This is a genomic window from Salipaludibacillus sp. HK11, from assembly GCF_047795645.1.
Lineage (GTDB): Bacteria > Bacillota > Bacilli > Bacillales > Salisediminibacteriaceae > Salipaludibacillus.
Genome location: NZ_CP181045.1, coordinates 829,013 through 850,760 on the forward strand (window position 1 = coordinate 829,013; position 21,748 = coordinate 850,760).

Annotated in this window: 18 protein-coding genes; 14 read left to right on the forward strand and 4 right to left on the reverse strand. The window is 34.0% G+C overall.

What is annotated here, in order from left to right; genetic code table 11:
* Positions 1 to 5: 5 nt before the first annotated feature.
* Positions 6 to 1,295, reverse strand: a complete 1,290-nt coding sequence (gene dcm / locus ACM26V_RS04390; protein ID WP_416150233.1) for a DNA (cytosine-5-)-methyltransferase — start codon at positions 1,293 to 1,295, stop codon at positions 6 to 8.
* A gap of 648 nt (positions 1,296 to 1,943) precedes the next feature.
* Between dcm and ACM26V_RS04395 the strand changes: the two genes are divergently transcribed.
* The 5 genes from ACM26V_RS04395 to ACM26V_RS04415 all read left to right on the forward strand — a co-directional run bounded on the left by ACM26V_RS04395 (position 1,944) and on the right by ACM26V_RS04415 (position 7,748).
* Positions 1,944 to 2,234, forward strand: coding sequence for a hypothetical protein (locus tag ACM26V_RS04395; protein WP_416150234.1), 291 nt, complete (start codon positions 1,944 to 1,946; stop codon positions 2,232 to 2,234).
* Positions 2,235 to 3,127: 893 nt separating this feature from the next.
* A complete protein-coding gene (locus ACM26V_RS04400) occupies positions 3,128 to 3,271 on the forward strand; it encodes a hypothetical protein (protein ID WP_416150235.1) in 144 nt (47 codons plus the stop codon).
* Positions 3,272 to 3,757: 486 nt separating this feature from the next.
* Entirely contained in the window at positions 3,758 to 4,867 is a 1,110-nt protein-coding gene (locus tag ACM26V_RS04405; protein ID WP_416150236.1) for an NERD domain-containing protein, read from the forward strand.
* Between the two features lie 119 nt (positions 4,868 to 4,986).
* Positions 4,987 to 5,838, forward strand: a complete 852-nt coding sequence (locus ACM26V_RS04410) for a nuclease-related domain-containing protein (protein ID WP_416150237.1) — start codon at positions 4,987 to 4,989, stop codon at positions 5,836 to 5,838.
* 107 nt (positions 5,839 to 5,945) lie between these two features.
* Positions 5,946 to 7,748: a restriction endonuclease gene (locus tag ACM26V_RS04415; RefSeq protein WP_416150238.1), complete on the forward strand. Its 1,803-nt coding sequence runs from the start codon at positions 5,946 to 5,948 to the stop codon at positions 7,746 to 7,748.
* A gap of 75 nt (positions 7,749 to 7,823) precedes the next feature.
* Here ACM26V_RS04415 and ACM26V_RS04420 read toward each other — a convergent pair whose 3' ends face one another.
* Positions 7,824 to 9,179, reverse strand: a complete 1,356-nt coding sequence (locus tag ACM26V_RS04420) for an IS1182 family transposase (RefSeq protein WP_416147931.1) — start codon at positions 9,177 to 9,179, stop codon at positions 7,824 to 7,826.
* A 315-nt stretch (positions 9,180 to 9,494) separates the two neighbouring features.
* Between ACM26V_RS04420 and ACM26V_RS04425 the strand changes: the two genes are divergently transcribed.
* The 9 genes from ACM26V_RS04425 to ACM26V_RS04465 all read left to right on the forward strand — a co-directional run bounded on the left by ACM26V_RS04425 (position 9,495) and on the right by ACM26V_RS04465 (position 19,609).
* On the forward strand, positions 9,495 to 9,737 hold the full coding sequence (locus ACM26V_RS04425) for a hypothetical protein (protein ID WP_416150239.1): 243 nt from the start codon (positions 9,495 to 9,497) through the stop codon (positions 9,735 to 9,737).
* A gap of 48 nt (positions 9,738 to 9,785) precedes the next feature.
* Positions 9,786 to 10,070, forward strand: a complete 285-nt coding sequence (locus ACM26V_RS04430) for a hypothetical protein (protein WP_416150240.1) — start codon at positions 9,786 to 9,788, stop codon at positions 10,068 to 10,070.
* 700 nt (positions 10,071 to 10,770) lie between these two features.
* Positions 10,771 to 11,139 carry an HIT family protein gene (locus ACM26V_RS04435; RefSeq protein ID WP_416150241.1) on the forward strand — a complete coding sequence of 123 codons (369 nt, stop codon included), beginning with the start codon at positions 10,771 to 10,773 and terminating at the stop codon, positions 11,137 to 11,139.
* Between the two features lie 15 nt (positions 11,140 to 11,154).
* Positions 11,155 to 13,569 carry a DEAD/DEAH box helicase family protein gene (locus ACM26V_RS04440; RefSeq protein ID WP_416150242.1) on the forward strand — a complete coding sequence of 805 codons (2,415 nt, stop codon included), beginning with the start codon at positions 11,155 to 11,157 and terminating at the stop codon, positions 13,567 to 13,569.
* 136 nt (positions 13,570 to 13,705) lie between these two features.
* The gene (locus tag ACM26V_RS04445) at positions 13,706 to 15,529 is read left to right on the forward strand and encodes an AAA family ATPase (RefSeq protein ID WP_416150243.1); all 1,824 of its coding nucleotides are present in this window, start codon (positions 13,706 to 13,708) and stop codon (positions 15,527 to 15,529) included.
* Positions 15,529 to 16,806: a hypothetical protein gene (locus tag ACM26V_RS04450; RefSeq protein WP_416150244.1), complete on the forward strand. Its 1,278-nt coding sequence runs from the start codon at positions 15,529 to 15,531 to the stop codon at positions 16,804 to 16,806. The genes ACM26V_RS04445 and ACM26V_RS04450 overlap by 1 nt, the downstream gene beginning before the upstream one ends.
* A 394-nt stretch (positions 16,807 to 17,200) precedes the next feature.
* Entirely contained in the window at positions 17,201 to 17,338 is a 138-nt protein-coding gene (locus ACM26V_RS04455; RefSeq protein ID WP_416150245.1) for a hypothetical protein, read from the forward strand.
* Between the two features lie 123 nt (positions 17,339 to 17,461).
* The gene (locus tag ACM26V_RS04460) at positions 17,462 to 18,817 is read left to right on the forward strand and encodes an IS1182 family transposase (protein ID WP_416147931.1); all 1,356 of its coding nucleotides are present in this window, start codon (positions 17,462 to 17,464) and stop codon (positions 18,815 to 18,817) included.
* Between the two features lie 57 nt (positions 18,818 to 18,874).
* Positions 18,875 to 19,609, forward strand: a complete 735-nt coding sequence (locus tag ACM26V_RS04465; RefSeq protein WP_416150246.1) for a hypothetical protein — start codon at positions 18,875 to 18,877, stop codon at positions 19,607 to 19,609.
* Positions 19,610 to 19,707: 98 nt separating this feature from the next.
* On the opposite strand, the gene ACM26V_RS04470 is transcribed toward ACM26V_RS04465, so the two are convergent.
* Positions 19,708 to 20,724 carry a hypothetical protein gene (locus ACM26V_RS04470; protein WP_416150247.1) on the reverse strand — a complete coding sequence of 339 codons (1,017 nt, stop codon included), beginning with the start codon at positions 20,722 to 20,724 and terminating at the stop codon, positions 19,708 to 19,710.
* Between the two features lie 137 nt (positions 20,725 to 20,861).
* Positions 20,862 to 21,251, reverse strand: coding sequence for a hypothetical protein (locus ACM26V_RS04475; RefSeq protein ID WP_416150248.1), 390 nt, complete (start codon positions 21,249 to 21,251; stop codon positions 20,862 to 20,864).
* Positions 21,252 to 21,748: the final 497 nt, after the last annotated feature.

Consider the following 21,748-nt stretch of genomic DNA (forward strand, 5'->3'; position numbering starts at 1 on the left):
TCTTGTTATAATGACGATATTAATTCGAGTTGGACAGTTGGCGTAATGTCTTCTTCGTATGCTTTAAGCATATTTTGTGTAATTTTGGTAATTACTGGAACAGTCACGGAATTTCCTAGTTGCTTTTTTGCTTGTGATGATGAATTTGCTAACTTGAAATCTTCAGGAAAACCTTGAAGGCGAGCGCATTCTCTGTCAGATAAATGTCTACCTAGGTCCCATAACTTTGGCGCACGAGCAACAATGATTGAAGGAGTATAACTATCTAGATTACAATAGTATGCTTCTTGGATCTGGGTTTTTGCATGATCTCCAACATGGAAGCGAAGGGATTTGTCTTTCTTTAGATAAGAGTAAACGCCATGTTTTCCTTTTTTCGTAGTAGCTTTATATTTTGAATTATCATGTTCAACCCTAATCTGAACTTCAGATTCTAAGGGACAGACATTAAAATGATATCTAATTCTGTTCATTTCAAAATCAGATAAATTTAAGGATATATTTTCATTTTCATTCATGTCGATAATGTCTCTAATGTTTGCCTTTTCTTTTAATGGCTTGGGGAAGGAAAATTCAACATCTTTTTTAAAACCAACACAATACCAGCGTTCACGAGATTGAGGAACACCATAATCTAAACTATTTAAGATTTTCCATTGTACTGAATAGCCGAGTTCATCTAAATGTTCAAGAATTACTTTTAGAGTATTACCTTTATCATGTGATTTTAGGCCCTTAACATTCTCTAATAAGAACATTGCTGGTTGTTTCTCCTTTAATATACGTACAATATCGAAGAAGAGGGTACCGCGAATTTCATCTTCGAAACCATGGTGTTGACCAGCGTAACTAAATGGTTGACAAGGGAAACCTGCAAAAAGAACGTCAAAGTCTGGAATATCTTTGGCATCTATTTGGGTGATATCTCCGCTTGGATAATCTCCAAAATTAGTTTTATATACTTCAGCAGAGAAACTATCAATTTCTGATGAGAAAACACATTCCATTCCCACTGATTCTCCAGCTAATCTAAATCCTCCAATACCAGCAAATAAGTCGATAAATTTCAAGTTACTTCCACTTCCCTTTTTTCTATGAGAAATGTGTTCCACAATCTCATCTAAATTACAATCTAAACAATTACAAATTCTTTCTAAAACGTTCATACTTACATTTTCATTTTTACTTAATCGCGATAATGTGGCAGAAGTAATCCCGCACATATCTCGTAGACTAGTTTTATTAATTCCTTTTTCACTAGCTAAGTTCCATAATCGCTCATATGAAAATGACATAATATCGCCTCGTTATCGTGAAGTCATTATTCTATCTATGTAGAATTATAGCACACCGACAATTTAAAATGAACTCATATTTGCTGAAATGAACTAAATTTCAGTATTAGCACAACAGATATATTATACTTGAAACATATGTAAGTCAAAAGCTTAAGTGGAAATTAATATATAAATTTTGCTATCGTTACAATTGAATAAGGCGAAACAAGAAATAATTAGTACTATGACCCTCAGGCAAAAGCCTTATCTGATAAGAGGGATATTAAAACTGTGGTGCCTCCAGAGCTTTAAGGCACTGGAAGCAGGGAAGAAACTAACGATAGAAGTATAAAACGTTTCATTTGATGATAACTCAAATATCAGTACAAGTTCGATAGAAACGAAGGTGCTACAATCTAAAAAATCATTGGATGGGGGGATGCGCTATGCTTGCGGAAATTCACAGAAAAGTAAGATACCATTCGGAAGATTAGTTACCCGGAGATGTCTTTGGAACGCTTCGATATCTTGGTGCTCAGTATTTATTTGATGTAATATTGAAGAACAGTCAGTTTTGAGAAAAAGGTGAGTTGCGATATCATGTAATAAAAACTCCAGATCGAAGAGATATTGGGGCAGATTTATTAATAGAGGAGAATAAAAGGTATGAAAAATAAAGATAAATTTACTAAATGGTTAGAAGAGCAAACTGATTTAGCCCAAAGTAGTATATTGAAATACACAGGGGCAATAAATACTATTTCTAAAGAATTAATAGAATCGAATATAATTAGCTTAAACCTTTATCATATTAATAGTGCAAATGAAGTAGAACTTATTAGAGAAAGATATTTTTCAATAAGTGAATTTATAGAGAAAGATAAAAGAGGGAATCGCATGTATAGTAGAGCTCTCTCATACTACATTGAATTCACAAGGATCCAAGAGAAATATTAAAGATTGTATGGAAGACTGTAGATATTAAAAACATCTTACCATAACGGGAAGGTCTAAAAATCATTTTAGTAAAATATAGTCATTTTTTAATGCTATTTATATTGTCATTTGTCCACTTAGCAATCGGCATTGCCATTGCTGTCGCTAATATAACCGGCACTGCTTCACCGATTTGTTTGTACTGCTTGTTTAGTCTATTATTATTTTCACACTCATGGTAACCCTATCTGAAAACTCAAACCAAGCAGGAAAAGTTTGAATACGTGCTATTTCTTTTACAGATAAGAGTTGGTGTGAAGATGGACCATCTGGCAAATCCCATTTAACTTTTTCTAATTTTATCATGGGAGGTCGACTTGGGGGGGAGAGGTGCTTGTTGACCAGACGCTTGAATAATTAAACTTTGTTCATCCCACTTCTTTTTGCGATCGAGATAAATACATAGGTGAGAAACCACTTTCAAACATTCTCCAAGATTATTTTCTAAATCACCAATAGTATCTTTTAAACTTTTGGCGCCCTCTATTAAAAGAAAGATTGTACGAGAAATTTCTTGATTTTTCGGTAGAAAGCATAGAATTAGTTCCAGATATTTACGTTAGTGACAAACTGGAGACAGGTGATATTCAGTTAATATTAAAGGTCGATAATAACTATGTTATAGAAAATTTCTTTAAAGGCACTTGCACGGAAGTGTAGTGAAATAACTAAAAAAAATCCAGGTATTGGAACAATATTTAGTTCAACATATTTTAATATGGGAAATATTCACTTTTGGGTTAAAGATGTGAAATATAAGTATGAAACTGGGGAATTAACCCGTACAGAGAATTTGGAAGTTCTTGAATCTGAGCTAGGGATCCAATTAAAATACGCTACACAGCAAACAAGGTATGGAAAATCTTTTAGGGAAAGCAATGATGGCAGTTACTTTTTATGGGGAGAATATTAGCTATTGCAGAGAATATTCAAAAATAGAAAGTCGAATTAATGTTTACTTAAAGGAGCCTACACCGTTTCAAAATACATTAACATAGAACGAGGATGCTGAAAAATTAATCTTCGAGTAAAGTTTAGTAAGGGGCAGCAGCATGGTTGGTCTACAATTAAGTTAACCTCCGAATGTCAGCTGAAATAGATATTTTCAAATGAACGACGTACCATTATCAATATCTAAATTTTTGATGCTGCCTAATTTATGTGTGCTTGCCAGGACCCAAAGCATGTTAAGTTTTGTGATAGGGTTGAGAAAAATGTCATATAACTTATTCAGTAACTTTATGGTACTGAGAACTCTCGGTTATGAATAAATACTAAAATAAGTAAAAATTAAGCTTAAAATCGCCCATAAAGATGATCATTCTCATCTTCATGGGCGATTTTTTTAGTTTGAAATCAATTATTCGGGATTTTTATAGATATTTTTAGGTGCACTTACCTGTAACGACAAATTTCGACGGCATCTTTATAGGGATAATGGTATAGTTCGAATATATATACATAATAAAAAGGGTGTGCTGCGAATGGTGTTGAAGAATATTTTCAAAGCCTTGTCTGATAAGAGGGATATAAAAACAGCAATTTTTAAGAAAGAATTCTCAGAAAATCCACAGAATATTACGCAATTACAATCATTACTCGAGGATACATCATGGACCATTGATAAAAAACGAGTTGAAAACGATCTGAAGCTATTCAAAATTGGATTAATTGGCGAATCAAATGTGAACTACGAATTAAAAAACTCGATGCTGCCAATGATTTGTTTTCACGATGTGCGTTTACAGGTGGAAGACTATACGGCTCAGTTTGATTTCATTGTTGTTACTCACAGTGTTATCTATGTGATTGAAACGAAGAAATTATATGGAGACATTGAGGTCAATGATTCTGGCTCCTTTATTCGGAAAATAAATAATAAGTATGGCAAGGTAGTAAAAAGAGAGGGAATGTATAGCCCTGTTACGCAAAGTGAGAGGCATTGTCGGATCCTAAAGAAAATGTTAATCGATCAAGGCTTTATAAAGAAAACGCCTGTTAAACCGATTGTTGTTCTAGCTAATCCTAAATCAATTATCGATAAAAAGCGTGCCCCAAAGGCTGTGCAGGATCTTATTATAAAGTCTGATCAACTCGTGAACTATTTATCAGAAGACATGAAACTACATAGAAAAGATCGTTACATGCTCGACGATTTCATCACGAATATTAGTGATTACATATTCGCCAATAATAAAACAGTAGACATAGATATCGAGAAATATAAACTAGATACACCAAAACGTAAACCAATAGCAAAATTAAAAGTTGAGCAAGATCCAAAACCAATAACGAAAACAGAACCTGTGCGAGAAGTAAAACCAGAGCCTGTGAAAAGCGCAAAGCCTATTGCATCGACTAAGAAAGAAACTAGTAAAGATGCGCTTTACACAGAGCTTAAAGAATATCGGTTAAAGCAAGCAAAGCTTGAGGAAATGAAGCCTTACTTGATTTTCTATAATTCTACATTAGATGAAATCGTTGATAAAATGCCAATAAGTGTAGATGACCTTCTGAATGTTAAAGGCTTTGGGAAAGTAAAAGGGGAGAAATACGGTCCGGCGATTATTGAGATCGTGAGTAGATATCGTTAAGTTTGATTTATAACTTTAAACAGAACTAAGGTAAAACGTAATGTATGAGAAGTTAAATTAGATACTTAGAACTACTAGACATAGATCCAGTAAATAATTGTTTAAGTGAGTTGTTTTAAATGGCGAAAGTAGTGAAGAGAGATTTTGATTTGGAAGATGAAGTCAATGCTTATGAGATCAAACAGAGCCGTATATTTTTTGAGAGAAGGAAGGTGTTGAATGAGAAAAGCAAAGAAGTCTGGACTTTTGCTTGGGTAGGTGCTCTAATTGGTACGGTGATATTATTTCCAATTTTTCCACTTGGTGCAATTGTTGGCGGAGGCATAGGATATTGGATTGGTTGGACAAAGGTAACGAATCCGCATAAACGTCGCTTTATAGAATTGCAGCAGGAATATCCAAATATTAATAAAGTAAGTAAAGGGAAAATAGGAGAAAGTAAGGTTAGTAGAGCAATAGAAAAAGGATTTGGTTTCGATTACTTTTTAATCAATGATATAACTCTCCCCACAAATAAAGCAGGGAGTACTCAAGTTGATCACATCCTCATTGGTCGATCAAGAATATATTGTATTGAGACAAAACATATTACTGGAAAGTTCTATCCTTTTAGTGATTCACAGTGGTTATGGTATCCAACTCAAAGTCGAGGAAATGTAAAAAAGAAAACGTATATGAAAAGTCCTGCAAGTCAGTCGATTTTTCACGCGAAACATTTATCTAATTATCTCAAAAAATATATCGAAGGTATACCTGTTCAACCCGTAGTGGTTTTAACGCATTCTGGTTCTGAATGGAAAGGCAAGTTTAGAGATGATTGTTATATTTTTAATAGTGAAAGTGAATTTGTCACGTATGTGAATCTAAAAGAAAGCAATAAAAAACCATTCCTATCTAAACGAGGGTCAGAGAGATTAGCGGATCATTTAGTGGAGTTGAATCGAAGGATGAAAAAGAATACTAGGGATTAATTATTGAGTTAATCGTCTAATCTCGTTTTATAGATTGTTTATACGAGTTATTTTATTTTTAATGGAAATTTCGAAGAGTTAAATTATCTAAAAGGATGGTTAATAAAATGTCTTATGATTTTCTAGTTTTTAGTCCAGATGAATTTGAAATATTTTCACACGATTTATTAGAAAGGAAATATGGAATTGAATTTGAAAGATTTAAACCAGGAAAGGATGGTGGAATAGATTTAAGGCATTATGTTAATAGTGATAAAAGCATAATTGTCCAATGTAAAAGATATTCAGAGTACAGTCAATTATTCAGAAATTTGGAGAAGAAGGAAGTTGATAAAGTAAAAAAATTGAATCCTAGCAGATACATTGTTGTTACAAGCGTTCCACTTTCTGTTGACAATAAAACAAAGATTATGAAACTTTTCGAACCATTCATTTTAACACCAAACGATATTATCGGAAAAGAGGAGTTAGAAGATTTATTAAAGGACAATCCAGACATAGAAAAAAAGCAATTTAAGTTATGGTTAACTAGTATTAATGTATTACAAAAAATATTACATAACGGTATTCATAGTCGTTCCGAATTCACTGATATTGAAATAAAAAATAATGCAAAGTTGTATGTACAAAATCAAAGTTTAAGTGAAGCACAAACACTTTTAGATTCAAATAAATTTGTTATTTTATCAGGAAATCCAGGAGTAGGGAAAACAACTCTTGCTAAAATGTTACTACTTGAACTTATGGTTAATGATTATCAGGTAATCACTATTTCTAAAGATATTGAGGAAGCAGAATCGGTATTTGAAAAAGGTATAAAACAAGTCTTTTATTATGATGACTTCTTAGGAAGTAATTTTCTAGAGGATAGACTAGATAAAAATGAAGACAAAAGATTGATTGCATTTATAAATAAAATTAGTAGAGATGATAATAAAGAAAAAAAGTTTATAATGACAACAAGAGAATATATATTAAATCAAGCAAGAATAAAGTATGAAATTTTCAATAGTAATATGATTGATTTATCAAAACATATAGTCGATGTTAAATCTTATACCGAACTAGTTAAAGCTAAAATATTATATAACCATCTATTCTTTTCTGAGTTAAATAGTGAGTATATAAACGCTTTAATTTCAAATAAAAATTATTTGAAAATTATAAAGCATAAAAATTATAATCCTCGTGTGATTGAAACTATGACATTTAAACTAAGTAGCACTATAGACCCAGATAATTATGTAGAAAACTTTATAGAAAATTTAAATAATCCTGTTAATATTTGGGAACATGCTTTTAATTCAAAAATTTCTGGATCTTCTCAGTTGATACTTTATATTCTTACTATTATTCAAGGACATATTGATAAAGAAAAGTTGAGAAAATACCATCAAAACCTTTCTAATGAATTAAATGAACCTTTTAATTATTCGATTTTTAATAAAAGTCTTAAAGAATTGGAAAATACATTTATTGAAATTCGTAGATCTGACAATGATTCAAAATTTAGTATAACTTTTCAAAACCCATCGATAAGAGATTATTTAATTTCAAATCTTATAGATAGACAAGACATTATTATGCCATTAGTAAGAAGTACCTTTGATTTAAATATTCTTAAAAATTTATCAACGAATACTGATGAAGATAAAATATTTATAAATTTCGTGAATCAGATTGATATTGCTATTCTTGCAATTGAAAAATATAAAGTAAAGAAGAAAAATGGAAATTTATTTGGTTTAAACATAATTGATGAACTAAGAGATATTTCCTTATTATTTGATATGAGTGTTCACAAAAATGTTAAAGAATTCTTCCTAGATGAAATTATGTCTTTTGATAATTTATATATATTACCTTTAAAATATCAAAAATCATTGATTAATTTATATGCAGAGAGATGAATCAATTTCATAATTCACCTTTTTAAAAATTCAAAGACCTGCAGAATTTTAATAATGTCGTTTTTAAAAATTTCTTTAAGCAGCTTGTTGCTGATTTAACAGTAAATTGATACGATCACTTGCTAATTTTGATGCATTATAAATAAGCGTGACGATGTCAAAATGAACTTTTGCGCGTTTTCCCGTTCGATAACGTACATTGTCTAGTTGATAATATTCCTTTAGATAAGCATTGACGCGTTCTACTGCTGAGCGGCGTTTGGATAGATGTTTCCATGCTTTTGAACCACGTGCTGGTGCTGTATATTTTCGGAGGTCTGTCGTGATTTTTACTTTATAAACCTTTTGGCAAATGCCTTCGTTAGCTAAAGGACAGTCGCTACATTCTTTTGGACTTGTGTATTTCAACGTTTCATACTTGGCATCAAAACTATCATAACGATAGGAATGTTCCCTAAAACAGGTTGGGGCAAAGTGTTTATCAAACCCGATGGGTTCTGCTTCATTTTTCTTATTATAAGCAATCACAGATTGGTTTCCCATTCGATGAACTTGTTCATAAATAGGGGCGTAGTCATAGCCTGCGTCCATTGTCTGGTAGGCCAAAGAAGGCAAGGATAGGCATTCATCCACTCCCTTTAATAAAGGAATAGCTGCTTTTCCATCATTCAAACTGCCAGAAGAAAAAAGGGACTGTAAAATGTATTGACTGGATGTACCAACAGCTAAGTGACCTTTGTAGCCGTACCAAAAGACATTTTTTCCTTCGCTGTTCTTCTTTACACCCCATTTAGGGTCTTGAGGAACTTCCGAACGTAACTCATGTAAAGGAACATCCAACTGAGCTTCTATTTTCTTTTCGAAAAGTGGAAGATTTGCTTCCTTTTCTGCTTGTTCCATCAGCCATTGTTCTCGCTCGTCTTTACGTTTGCGCCCACGCTTGTTAGGTTCTGCTTTTGGCTTTTCTTCTTTTGGTGGTGCTTGATCACGTGCTTCAAAATGGGTGGCGTCAATAGCGACCGTGTCATCCATAATAAAGCCTTCCGCCATGGCTTGAAGAACAACTTTCTCTTGTGATTCCTCTAAAACAATAGAGTCATCCAGTTTCGTTATAAGTCGTGAATAGGCAGCTTCAGAGGGAGTATTGTCAGACACAAGAAAACCACAATTCAACTTAAATATAAAGTCATCATTCAAACGTTTTATTAAGTCCTTCATCGTTGGAATGCGCTCAACGATTCGTACAAACATAGAAATAACCATTGCCGCATAATTCAGCTCTACGGGTGCACCAAGTCGGGATTTTTTGGTTATTTCATCGTGGATCGCATCTAAATCTATCGCTGAAATAATCGATTCATAACGTTGGGTAGGTTCCATCTCATATAAGTCTTGAATGCTAAATAAGCTCGTTTGTCGTATAATGGCCATAGGGAGTATTTCCTCCAGTCTTTTTGGTTGTTTTGGTCAACCACCATTATACAGGACTTGGGGAGGTACTTCCTTTTTTGTGTCTCAAACTCCTTGGGACGCAAGGGCTCTAAATTATGAAATTCACTCAGATATGAAGAAATTAATGAAATAATTAATATCGAAGAATTATTATTTAAGTTATGTGATAATTTTGACGACATATATAATGTCGAAATATTTGATGTCATTGAAATTAAGTTATCTGACATTTTTGACGATATATCATCAAAAATTAATATTGATGATATTGTCCTTAATGCGATTGAAAAAGAGATGGACAATGTCGACAATATAAATTATGATTTAGTGCCTTTTATGGAAAAATTAATTGAGGTTGATGGAAATTTAGGACTCGATACGACCTACTATATAAATGAATTGGACCCATCTTATCTGCAAGGTGAACCAGACTTTGACGATGAAATCTATGAAAGACACATGGAATATAGTGAACCAGATATTAAAGATGCAGATGACATTATAGATGATATGTTTGATTCTCTTAGAGAAACTTAAATAAATGGTCGAATTCGTTCTATCTATCTTTTTTATTATGATAGAATAATGGACTATCTAAAAATGCATGTTATTTTGATATTGAATAATTTATCGAAAGGTTTACAAAACACAAAAGGTGAAGAGGAGGTTACTTTGAGTCTATATTGGGCGAAATTTGAACTGAAAAATAATATTTTATATAGATTTGACACTAGAATATACATGAATCCTACATCAAAACCATTCGATAAAGATATTTCTATAGGGGCTGTTGTTGGCAAAAATCTAGGTTCTGCTAAACCTTACGATAATAATTTCTTATTCCATACAAAAACTCAATTTAGAAAATGATCAACTCTTGCGTAATATAAAATCAATATTAGATAAAGCTTACCAGTGAGCTAAAAAACCTATTCCAATAATAAAAAATTTTTATTACTTGTTGTTTATTAACTGACCAACGAATAATGGAAGTATATAGCATTTTTATCATTACAGATCCCGCGAAATAGACTACAAGTATGATTAGATGATTCGCATTAGAGTGAATATCGATAAATTGTGTGAGTACATTTTGTCTGTCTACTTAAAGTTACATCATGGAAATTTATAGAGATGGCCTTACTAATCACAAGGAAAGTACTGAGGTTTTTTATGAAAGTTTGAGGGATAAGTATAAATGATAAGCAATATTTTGAAAGGGATATTTTATGATAGAAAGGTACTGATAACTTGGGAAGAGTATTACATTTTTCTTTGGTGAAGTTTACTTAATGAGTGAATAACGGTACTTTACTTGAAAAGGAGCTATCCGTTTATAATTTTTGTCTGCACATTAGATACTACTCAACAGAAAAATACTTTCCAACAAATAGGGCGCAATTGCGGCTTTCAAATCATAGATTTAATAAATAACATGAGTATCCATCCTTAATACGTTGAATTGTTGCTGTTATATACAGTCACTTTTTCTTATACATACATGGCAATCACGCTCTATACCTAGTAAAATATACTTTAACAATATTTGGTTGAATGGAGAACTAATCGAATGAATACAAACTGTGAATTCTGCGAACTAAATACATACATTTTAGAAAATGACCTTGCCTTTGTCATTTACGATAAATACCCAGTGACGAAAGGACATGCCCTTGTGATTCCGAAGCGGCATGTGGCGGATTATTTTGAGACGTCGGAAGAAGAAAAAAGAGCGATGCAAGACCTTGCTGAAGAGATTCGAGGCGTTCAGAAACAAGAGCTATCACCTGATGGATTTAATATTGGGATTAACTGCGGAGAAGCAGCTGGTCAAACGATTTTTCACGTTCACATGCATGTGATCCCTAGATATACTGGAGACATGTATGACCCGGCTGGTGGTGTCCGTGGAGTAATCCCAGAAAAACAGAAGTATTAGTGGAGGAGGACAGACATGAGTGAAGTCAAACTTATTACAAGCCAACTCATTCAAGAGATTACCGCAAAAATTGACAAAGCATCAACTGTCTATATCCTCGTTTCGTTTTCGATGAAAACAGGTGTTCATTTGCTTACGCCTGCTTTAAAACGAGCAGCTGAACGCGGAACTGATATTAAGATTTGTACCGGTGATTATTTGTATGTCACGCAGCCAGAAGCGCTTGAGTTGTTGTTACATATTGATGAGCGCATTGAAATTCGCCTTTGGAGAAGTGAAGGTAAGTCCTTTCATCCAAAGGCTTATTTAATAGAAGGAGACGAAGAAGTACATTTATACGTTGGGTCTTCGAATCTCTCTTATTCTGCTCTTTCGAACGGTGTCGAATGGAACTTAGCCGTCTCAAATTGTGTCGCATCTGAAACCATTGATCAAGCTAGAGAAAATTTCTTACGATTGTTTTATGATGAACAGACCGTTTCATTGAATAAAGAAACGTTGGAGCTGTATCGCAAAGTATATGAAGAAAAGCGACAACAACTGCCCGATTTTGTTCGTTGGTGGACCGAAGAGGATGAAAAGAGTTTGATGCTCGCTGATGATCGCAAACAAGAACCTGTTGTAGCCGATCCGCCTGGAATATACACAACATCGATTGATCCACGAGGACCGCAAATTGAGGCACTTGAATCGTTGACGAACACGATTGAAGAAGGCTATGACAAAGCAATGATTGTCATGGCAACAGGTCTCGGTAAAACGTACTTGGCTGCTTTTTTTGCAAGACGTTTTAGAAAGGTGTTGTTCATTGCACACCGTGAGGAGATATTGTTTCAAGCTCAGCAATCGTTTAAGCATGTGATGTCAGATAAAAAGAGTGGGATTCTAAACGGAACGCATAAAGAAACGGACGCTGACCATGTTTTTGCTTCGATATTTACGCTTTCTAGTGACGCCCAATTACGAGCATTTGATCCGGGGGAGTTTGACTTGGTTATCGTAGATGAGTTCCATCACGCTGCGGCGAATTCCTATGCAAGAGCACTTGATTATTTCAAGCCATCGTTTTTGTTAGGTTTAACGGCGACTCCTGACAGGATGGATGGGAAAGACGTATTTGCAATTTGTGAAGGGAATGTTGCTTTTCAGATGCACTTTCTTGAAGCAATCCAAATTGGATGGCTCGCACCTTTTCAGTATTATGGCATCTATGACGATACCGATTATTCAAAAATCACGTGGCTAGGAACAAGATATAGTCAAGAAGAACTTCTTGAAACACAGTTAAGTGATGACATGGCACTAAACATTTATCAAGCATGGAAGGACCATAAACAATCACGAACGTTGGCGTTCTGTTCCTCTATTAAACAAGCGGCTTTTCTAACTCGATTTTTCAAGAAAAAGGGCGTCAAAGCGGTGGAACTTCATTCGGCAGCAGACGGACTCAATCGGAAAGAAGCGATCAAGCAGATTACGGCTGGGCAGATCGATATTATCTTTACAGTCGATTTGTTTAACGAAGGAACGGATATTCCAGCGCTAGATACGTTACTGTTTGTTCGGCCAACGGAATCCTTAACCGTTTTCACCCAGCAAATCGGCCGTGGATTAAGGTTGCATGATGGGAAAGAGCATTGTGTTGTGATCGATTTGATTGGGAATTATCGAAATGCCGATTTAAAGCTAAGTTTGCTTGATACTCGTCCTGAGGAAAAGCGAGAAAAGGGTAACAAGGTTATTCCTGAAGTACCAGCTTCTTGTTTCATCGATATCGACATTCGAGCGATTAATTTATTGGAAGAAATTAAGAAAAAGCAGCAACCGCGGAAACAGAAAATCTTGAGCGATTACATGCGAATTAAAGAAGAGTACGGCTATCGTCCGTCCTATTTAGAGTTCCATCGTCACGGCTATGAGAATTCGATGGCAGTTCGGCAGGAGTTTAAGTCGTATGTTGGATTTCTCTATTGGGCGGAGGAATTGTCGGAGGTAGAGATAAAAGCTTTCAAAGATGGTGAAGCGTGGCTTGCTGAAGTAGAAAAAACAGGTATGTCGAAGAGCTATAAGATGGTCGTCTTGCAATACATGTTAAACCGTGGAGCAAGCGAGTGGTTAAAGCCTGTAACACAGGAGGAAGTAGCTCCGTATTTCTTTGATTATTTAACAAAGAAGGAGTACCGACGAAAGATCGATTTCAACGACAAAGACAAGGTAAACTGGACGGAAAATGACATGGACAAAGTCGCCAAATTGATCGCACGAATGCCAATGACGAAGTTCGGAGGGAGTTCCAATTTTGATGGCGAGTTTTTCAAGCTTGATTTGTTGTTTGAAGATTCAGTGAATGAGTATATTTTCGCGTGGACCACGGAAGTTTGTGAGTATCGATTAGAGAGTTATTTTGAGAAGAAGGTTGGGAAGAGGTAATAAAATCTGATCAAAATAGTTAATAATTTATGTGGATTTAATTAATTTCGGTTATCTTCAACTTTTAATAGATTCAGTTAAAGAACTTAGTGATAGAATACTTAAAAGGTAAAAATTTGAAAGGCAGGTTGATATAATGGCACGTTCATATGAGATGGAGAAAGGTGACAGAGATTCGATTTATGATGCTGCAAAGAAATGGAAACAAGAGTGTATCTTAAGTGATAAGTCTCTTATTTGGGAAGAGGAATCCGTTTGGACAGATAGTAATCTTCAACGTTTTCAGGCTATATTTGTTGATAATCCAGATGAGTCTGGAAACTCATTTGACCAGAAGTTACAAATCCAATTGGAAAACGAGTCTCAGGGTGTCCACAAGTTTGTAATCGAAATATTATTTATCTATTATTTGTTCCCTCATAAAGGGAGTGCAAGCTTCGCAACAAAAAAGAAAAAATTGAGTGCCGTTGCAAGTTGGGGGAATATCGATTTAGATTTTTCTCAACCAATTTTCGAAGGTCTTCGGCATGGGTTGGGAGCAACGGGCACCTTTTATAACACAAGTAAATACTTTGAAATTTCATTTCTATTTAAATTAATCAAGCAATTAAAGACAATGGAACCGGAACAGAGAATGAGAATATTAGATGAACCTTGGGAACTTAAAAAAGTTGCTGAGCAAGTTCGTAGCGAACAAGTCGGGAAAAGAGTTCAAATGTTGCACGTTATTCTTCACCTTCTTCTCCCTGATTACTTTGAAAGAATATCGAGCTGGGGACATAAATATCAAATTGTCAAAGGTTTCCCTCATCTACTTACTGATGTCACAACTGAAGATACAGATGAACAAATTTATGCTATTCGAAAAAAATCGGAAGAAACTTATCCAAATGAGAAATTTGATTTTTACAATAAAGATGTCTTAAAGCAGTGGAAACGTGAGAAGAAAGAGCCTTCGAATAAAACGAATGCACCTGAAATAGTTAAAGAAAAACCTAAAACAAATGTGCCAATAGTAGATTTTGATGTGGAACCTTTACTAGAGGGTCTTGTTTTTGAAAACACTGAAGTTATTCTCGCTCAAATTACAACAGCTATTAAAAATGGTAAAAACATCATTTTAACAGGACCACCAGGTACAGGGAAGTCAAAACTAGCAAGCAAGATTTGTGACTTGTATAAAGTAGAATCGATGGTAGTGACTGCTTCATCCAACTGGTCAACGTTTGAAACAATTGGTGGTTATCGTCCAGATAGAGAGGGGCATTTATATTTTAACAAAGGAGTATTTTTGCAATGTGTGAAAGGAAATGATACAAATCAAGTTAAGAATAAGTGGTTAATCATCGATGAAATTAATCGAGCTGATATAGATAAGGCGTTCGGATCTTTATTTTCTGTAATGACGGGTGATAATGTGACGTTACCTTTCGAAACAAAAAATGGGAAATCTATTGAACTGAAACCGCAAAATAAACAACAAAACGTTGAAATTAACGATCATACATACATTATACCTGATGCTTGGCGCATTATTGCGACAATGAACACGATTGATAAAGCTTCTCTTTATGAAATGAGCTATGCTTTTATGCGACGGTTTGCCTTTATTCCGATTGGTGTACCAAAAGGAATTACGACTGAACTTATTAACGAGTATTTAAATGTATGGGGAATGAGCATGTATTCTCACGCCGATACATTAGCAACTATTTGGTCATTGATTAATAAGTATCGAAAAATAGGACCATCGATCATTGAAGATATTGCAAAGCATACTAATGACGGGGATGATTTTACCTCTGCCATTATACTTTATGTATTGCCACAATTTGAAGGTCTTTCGGTTCCACGTATTAAAGAATTTGTTAAACTGTTGGTTGACGAATCAAAAGATATTATTGATCGAAACTTGTTAGATGACTTTATTGATGATTTCTTTGATGCAGGTGCGTGGTAATGAGTGTAGTTGAAGAGGAATTACTTGAAGAAATTTCAGGTTATTTGCATGGATATTTAAAAGCAGGAAAGGTAAACTTTTTGCCATTTTACTCTAAGACTAATGTGAATATCAAAAATTTAAAACAACTCTTAACCATTCGCTTTTTATTACAAAATGAAACGATTGAATTTGTAAGGTCTCTTCCAACTCTATTAAAAAAGTTCAACACATCAACTGTCTTGCAAAAAGACACATATTATGGTGAAGTTCGTGGACAGATTGACTGGGGAGAAACGACGAAAGAACGAATGGCTAGAAATTATCGTGACAAAACCATCTACTCAACGAGTGAAAGTGTTCGATCTTATACCACACCAGAGAACTTAGTTTTGAAGGAATTAATGAGCATTTTATACAAAACGCTTTATCGGGATGCTTATATAGAAGGTTTTAACAAGGCTTCTTGGTTTAATGAGTGGGTTGACCTAAGAGAAATCGTCTCACATGTTTACAAGAAAAACATCTACCTTCAGCGAGTTGACGAAGCTCATGTGTCTGATCGTCTTATCCAAAAAACAATGGGACATCGAAAGAAACTGTACAGAGACGCAGCTAGTTTATTAAAAAATTATCGAAAGCTTACTAATGGATCTTATGACGAAGAAGATATAACATCAATCCTAAGAGAAACCTTTATTGCACCAGATAATATGGATGTATTATTCGAGTTATATTGGATTGTAAAGTTAATTAATCAGCAAACAAATCAAAGTGAGCTCTATTTAATGGATGGATCTCAAAACAAAGTAGCTTCTTGGGAGAAAGACAATTTTCACTATACTATCTATCACGATTCTACGGGATCAGGAAAGACCAAATTTCATTTGAAATCCACTGAAATTGCAAATAGTAATAACCTATTTTTAAAGCAAAAATATCATGCATTTCAAATCCAGAACGAAATTCAACAAAAGGTGTTCGGAAAAATGCCATCGGAAAATCTTTGGCGCGGAAGACCAGATTTCCTAATAGAAGTGAAAGATAAAAAATCAGACGAACTCATTAAAGTTGTTATTGGGGAAGTTAAAAATACATCTAGAATTGAGTACGCTATTACTGGTTTAAAAGAACTTCTTGATTACATTCACTTTGTAAAAAATAATAAAGATGAGTATTTATTTGGAAGTCCTGTTCAAGTGGAAGGAGTTCTTTGTTTGGGCGGTGTATCGATAAATGAAAACGTCATTACGGAACCGATTAGAGTTTTGAAGAGAACAAGGTTTAAAAGTAATTAGAAACAGTTATATAAAGAAAGTTAGAGAACTTCGTCTTAGGAGGAGTCAATGGTAATGGATAGTAAAGAAGATTTCACTAAATGGTAATTGAATACAAAAGGTATTAAGTGGCAGAGTTCCTAATTCACTAAGTACTTATCCAACAGATCGAAGGTGGAAAGAAGGATATTTTGCTTTACCCAATGTCAGTGACAAAATTAGATAATCTTTTTACCCTTGCTTCAATAATCACCAATACATGAAGTGGATTTCTTTTGAAAGATCAGTTAATAACCATTCATCTAGTATGAGTAAATCAATCTTTTTTTGGCGTGGGAGAAATCTTACACTTATTTTTTCGCTTAAAAAATAATGACTTTTGGAAAATAATAATTAGGATTAGAGGTAATTACAAATGAGTAGCTATAAAGAGTATAAGGGATTACTATCGAAAACTTATGACGAGGTAGTTGAGTTTTTACTTCAGAAATATGGTTCTGCACAAGATGATTATTTTAGAGAAAAATCATATCAAAAGTTTATGAATGAGTGAATTTCATAATTTAGAGCCCTTGCGTCCCAAGGAGTTTGAGACACAAAAAAGGAAGTACCTCCCCAAGTCCTGTATAATGGTGGTTGACCAAAACAACCAAAAAGACTGGAGGAAATACTCCCTATGGCCATTATACGACAAACGAGCTTATTTAGCATTCAAGACTTATATGAGATGGAACCTACCCAACGTTATGAATCGATTATTTCAGCGATAGATTTAGATGCGATCCACGATGAAATAACCAAAAAATCCCGACTTGGTGCACCCGTAGAGCTGAATTATGCGGCAATGGTTATTTCTATGTTTGTACGAATCGTTGAGCGCATTCCAACGATGAAGGACTTAATAAAACGTTTGAATGATGACTTTATATTTAAGTTGAATTGTGGTTTTCTTGTGTCTGACAATACTCCCTCTGAAGCTGCCTATTCACGACTTATAACGAAACTGGATGACTCTATTGTTTTAGAGGAATCACAAGAGAAAGTTGTTCTTCAAGCCATGGCGGAAGGCTTTATTATGGATGACACGGTCGCTATTGACGCCACCCATTTTGAAGCACGTGATCAAGCACCACCAAAAGAAGAAAAGCCAAAAGCAGAACCTAACAAGCGTGGGCGCAAACGTAAAGACGAGCGAGAACAATGGCTGATGGAACAAGCAGAAAAGGAAGCAAATCTTCCACTTTTCGAAAAGAAAATAGAAGCTCAGTTGGATGTTCCTTTACATGAGTTACGTTCGGAAGTTCCTCAAGACCCTAAATGGGGTGTAAAGAAGAACAGCGAAGGAAAAAATGTCTTTTGGTACGGCTACAAAGGTCACTTAGCTGTTGGTACATCCAGTCAATACATTTTACAGTCCCTTTTTTCTTCTGGCAGTTTGAATGATGGAAAAGCAGCTATTCCTTTATTAAAGGGAGTGGATGAATGCCTATCCTTGCCTTCTTTGGCCTACCAGACAATGGACGCAGGCTATGACTACGCCCCTATTTATGAACAAGTTCATCGAATGGGAAACCAATCTGTGATTGCTTATAATAAGAAAAATGAAGCAGAACCCATCGGGTTTGATAAACACTTTGCCCCAACCTGTTTTAGGGAACATTCCTATCGTTATGATAGTTTTGATGCCAAGTATGAAACGTTGAAATACACAAGTCCAAAAGAATGTAGCGACTGTCCTTTAGCTAACGAAGGCATTTGCCAAAAGGTTTATAAAGTAAAAATCACGACAGACCTCCGAAAATATACAGCACCAGCACGTGGTTCAAAAGCATGGAAACATCTATCCAAACGCCGCTCAGCAGTAGAACGCGTCAATGCTTATCTAAAGGAATATTATCAACTAGACAATGTACGTTATCGAACGGGAAAACGCGCAAAAGTTCATTTTGACATCGTCACGCTTATTTATAATGCATCAAAATTAGCAAGTGATCGTATCAATTTACTGTTAAATCAGCAACAAGCTGCTTAAAGAAATTTTTAAAAACGACATTATTAAAATTCTGCAGGTCTTTGAATTTTTAAAAAGGTGAATTATGAAATTGATTCGAATGGAGAAATAAAAAATATCACAAAAGGAAAATTTTCAAGAACTAGCGAAGGTTTATATTGTCATCATATAGATGAGAAAAAAGAGTTAAAAATATCAGACCAATTGTTTATAAAAAGAAATAAAATTCCATTTGAATACCAAAGAAAAGATAGATTAGTTTATTGTGATTTGGTAGAGCACAGTATATTACACGTTTTGATTACAAAAGAAACTTCTTTTGAGTTTGGCTATCCAGGATACGGTGCATTTTTAAAACCAATGATTGAAGTATGGTATCTTGATAAGATAATACCTAACTCAGAATGGATGAAAAGATGCTACAATCAATCTTTTTTAGATTCTCAAGAAGCGTTTGATATATTAAAAGAGATGCAAAAAACATTAGCAGAAAGTTATTTCAATACTATATTGGATTATTATGAAGAAAAAAAGAGAATGAAAGAAGAAAGTAGCAAAAGAGAACTAGAGCGAGACCAATACCTAAAGGATGACAGGGATAGGTTGATAAAACGGGCTAAGCTATTACATAGTAAGAGTCCGAGGAAAGAAATAGTTATTAGCAGCTATTATTTAAAATATGAAGATACAACGAACACTTTTTATAGAGATAATGCCTGTACATATGAAGATTACGAAAGCAAAATGAAGATATATACTAAAGAGAAGATTTTAGAAGAACTTAATATATATCTAGAAAATTTGGTATTTTGACACTAAACAGGGAATTTGTGGTTCCCGCCCCCCAGTGCGGTATAACTTTAAAGTACTGGGGGACAGGAACTTTTCCACTGAGGGTTTTGATTCTAAGGTTAATCTTGCCAAGAAGTTAAAATATCATCCGTAAAATATAAATATCTTCTATTAGCTATAGATGAGCCGTATATCCATTGTTCACGAACAGTATTTGTAGTAACAGTTCTATTTATATTATCAGGTTTCCCCCATCTTTCTTCAACTTCACCTGAAGTCATTCCTAGACTAATTGAACTTTGTTCCTTTTCTTTCCTTTCACGTTCTTCACTTCTAGCTGCTTGTCTCTCACTACTTACTTCAGCTCTTCTTTTAGCATCTTCTTCTAAAGCTACGTGTGGATCAAGAACTTCACCTTCTTTATTTTCTATAGTGAATATTCGTTCTACACTTGTCGATAGAAAAGTTCCTTCACCAAAATCAATAACAGCATTACTATTATCTAATACCAAGAATCCAGAGTTATTCGCGTAAATAAATTCATATGATCTTCCTTCTTCATTGGCTTCTTCAAGTATCCTTTGCCTTTGAAAAGTTTCATTACTTGGTTCAATATCTAAATATAATAATTTCTCAATGATAACTATTTCCAACTCATTATTTTTTATAAAAGAGTTAGTGTTATTAATAGGATCAATTCCCAATGAAAGTAAAGCTTCTTCTATCGTAGACTCGTATAAATATTCTTTAAATCTTACATCATCTCGGTCAAAAACAAAGTGGCTAGTAAACAGTGTGTCTAAGTATAAATTATTAAGTATGGGAGAACCATCTTGTCTATTTTTAATAATTTTGAGAACAGCATCATTAGCTAGTTGAATAATAGCTTGTCTGGTATCTTCATCTTCAATATTTTCAATTTCTTCTATATCATTTTGGATCCTTTCATATAGAAGATGAGGAAAATCTTCGCTTTCATACTCCTCAGTTAATTCCAATAAATAAGCTTCTTCTTCTTTTAATTCACTTTCCTCTACATTAGGTTCGTTAGGTTCAATAGCTTCTTCACTGACTACGTCTGAATCACATGCAGACAGAAGAAACAAAAAACTAATTAAAATTAAATAGAATCTCATATTCCAATCCTTTCATGATTGCTTGTTAATTTATCAGTATCCCTTCGTGATAAATGGTTAACTTATTTGTTCTATTGTATTTTTGGCTTGTCTAAGTCAGACATAATGTTGTTCCAAATTTCATCTTCTTTTTTTGTTCATTTATAGTCCTCGTTTATGATTAGCCTATTATCCTTTTCTAGAACATTTAGAACTTCCTTATTTTCATCAACATTATTTAAGAACTCCTTTATTAATTCAATGTTTGAATAGTCCTCTAAATACTCAGGATCTAACGAATTATTTCTGAGCATTTCTCCAATCTCATTTATGTAAAGTACAGCCACTTTATCAGTAATTAAAAAATCTCCATCTTTTTCAGGGAAACTCATGCCATTTGTATTACTAATCATATTCTTTGTAGCTTTCACATGTAAATCTAACCCGCCAAAATGAGCTAATTCTCGATCATCAAAACCATCAACTGTAATTTTCAGATCATTACCTTTACGATCTGTTGTATTAATAACACTTGTATTTTTTTCCATAGTGAATTCTCCTTTTAACTAGTTTTATAATATCCTACACTTCTACTCTCGATCGAAACTATCTAAACTTAAAATCATATCATTACTTCCTACATTTTACCACTGTTCGCCAAGGAATGTACCACAGAATGCCATTGGATTTAACAATGAATGATTTGTGGTATCTTTTTAGCACTTTAAAGAACTGGTGAATAGGTATCTTTTTACGAATGGCAGTTATTTGTTATGTCTTACAAAAATACATAGTGAATTAAAAACTCAGCACGCACAGCTGGCTCATTCTGTCCTCTATACTCAAATTCATGAAACGAATTTATAAATTGGATGACTCGAGTTTGACGTATGACTTTTTTTGAAAGGAAACTGGCATTCATTGTGAATTAAGAATAAGTACATTTATCAGAATTCACTATCTGTTAAACATAACATATATTTATCTTAGAATTGTAAAACCGAATTTGGTGTTTTATTGCATTATATATAGAAAATTGAAGGAA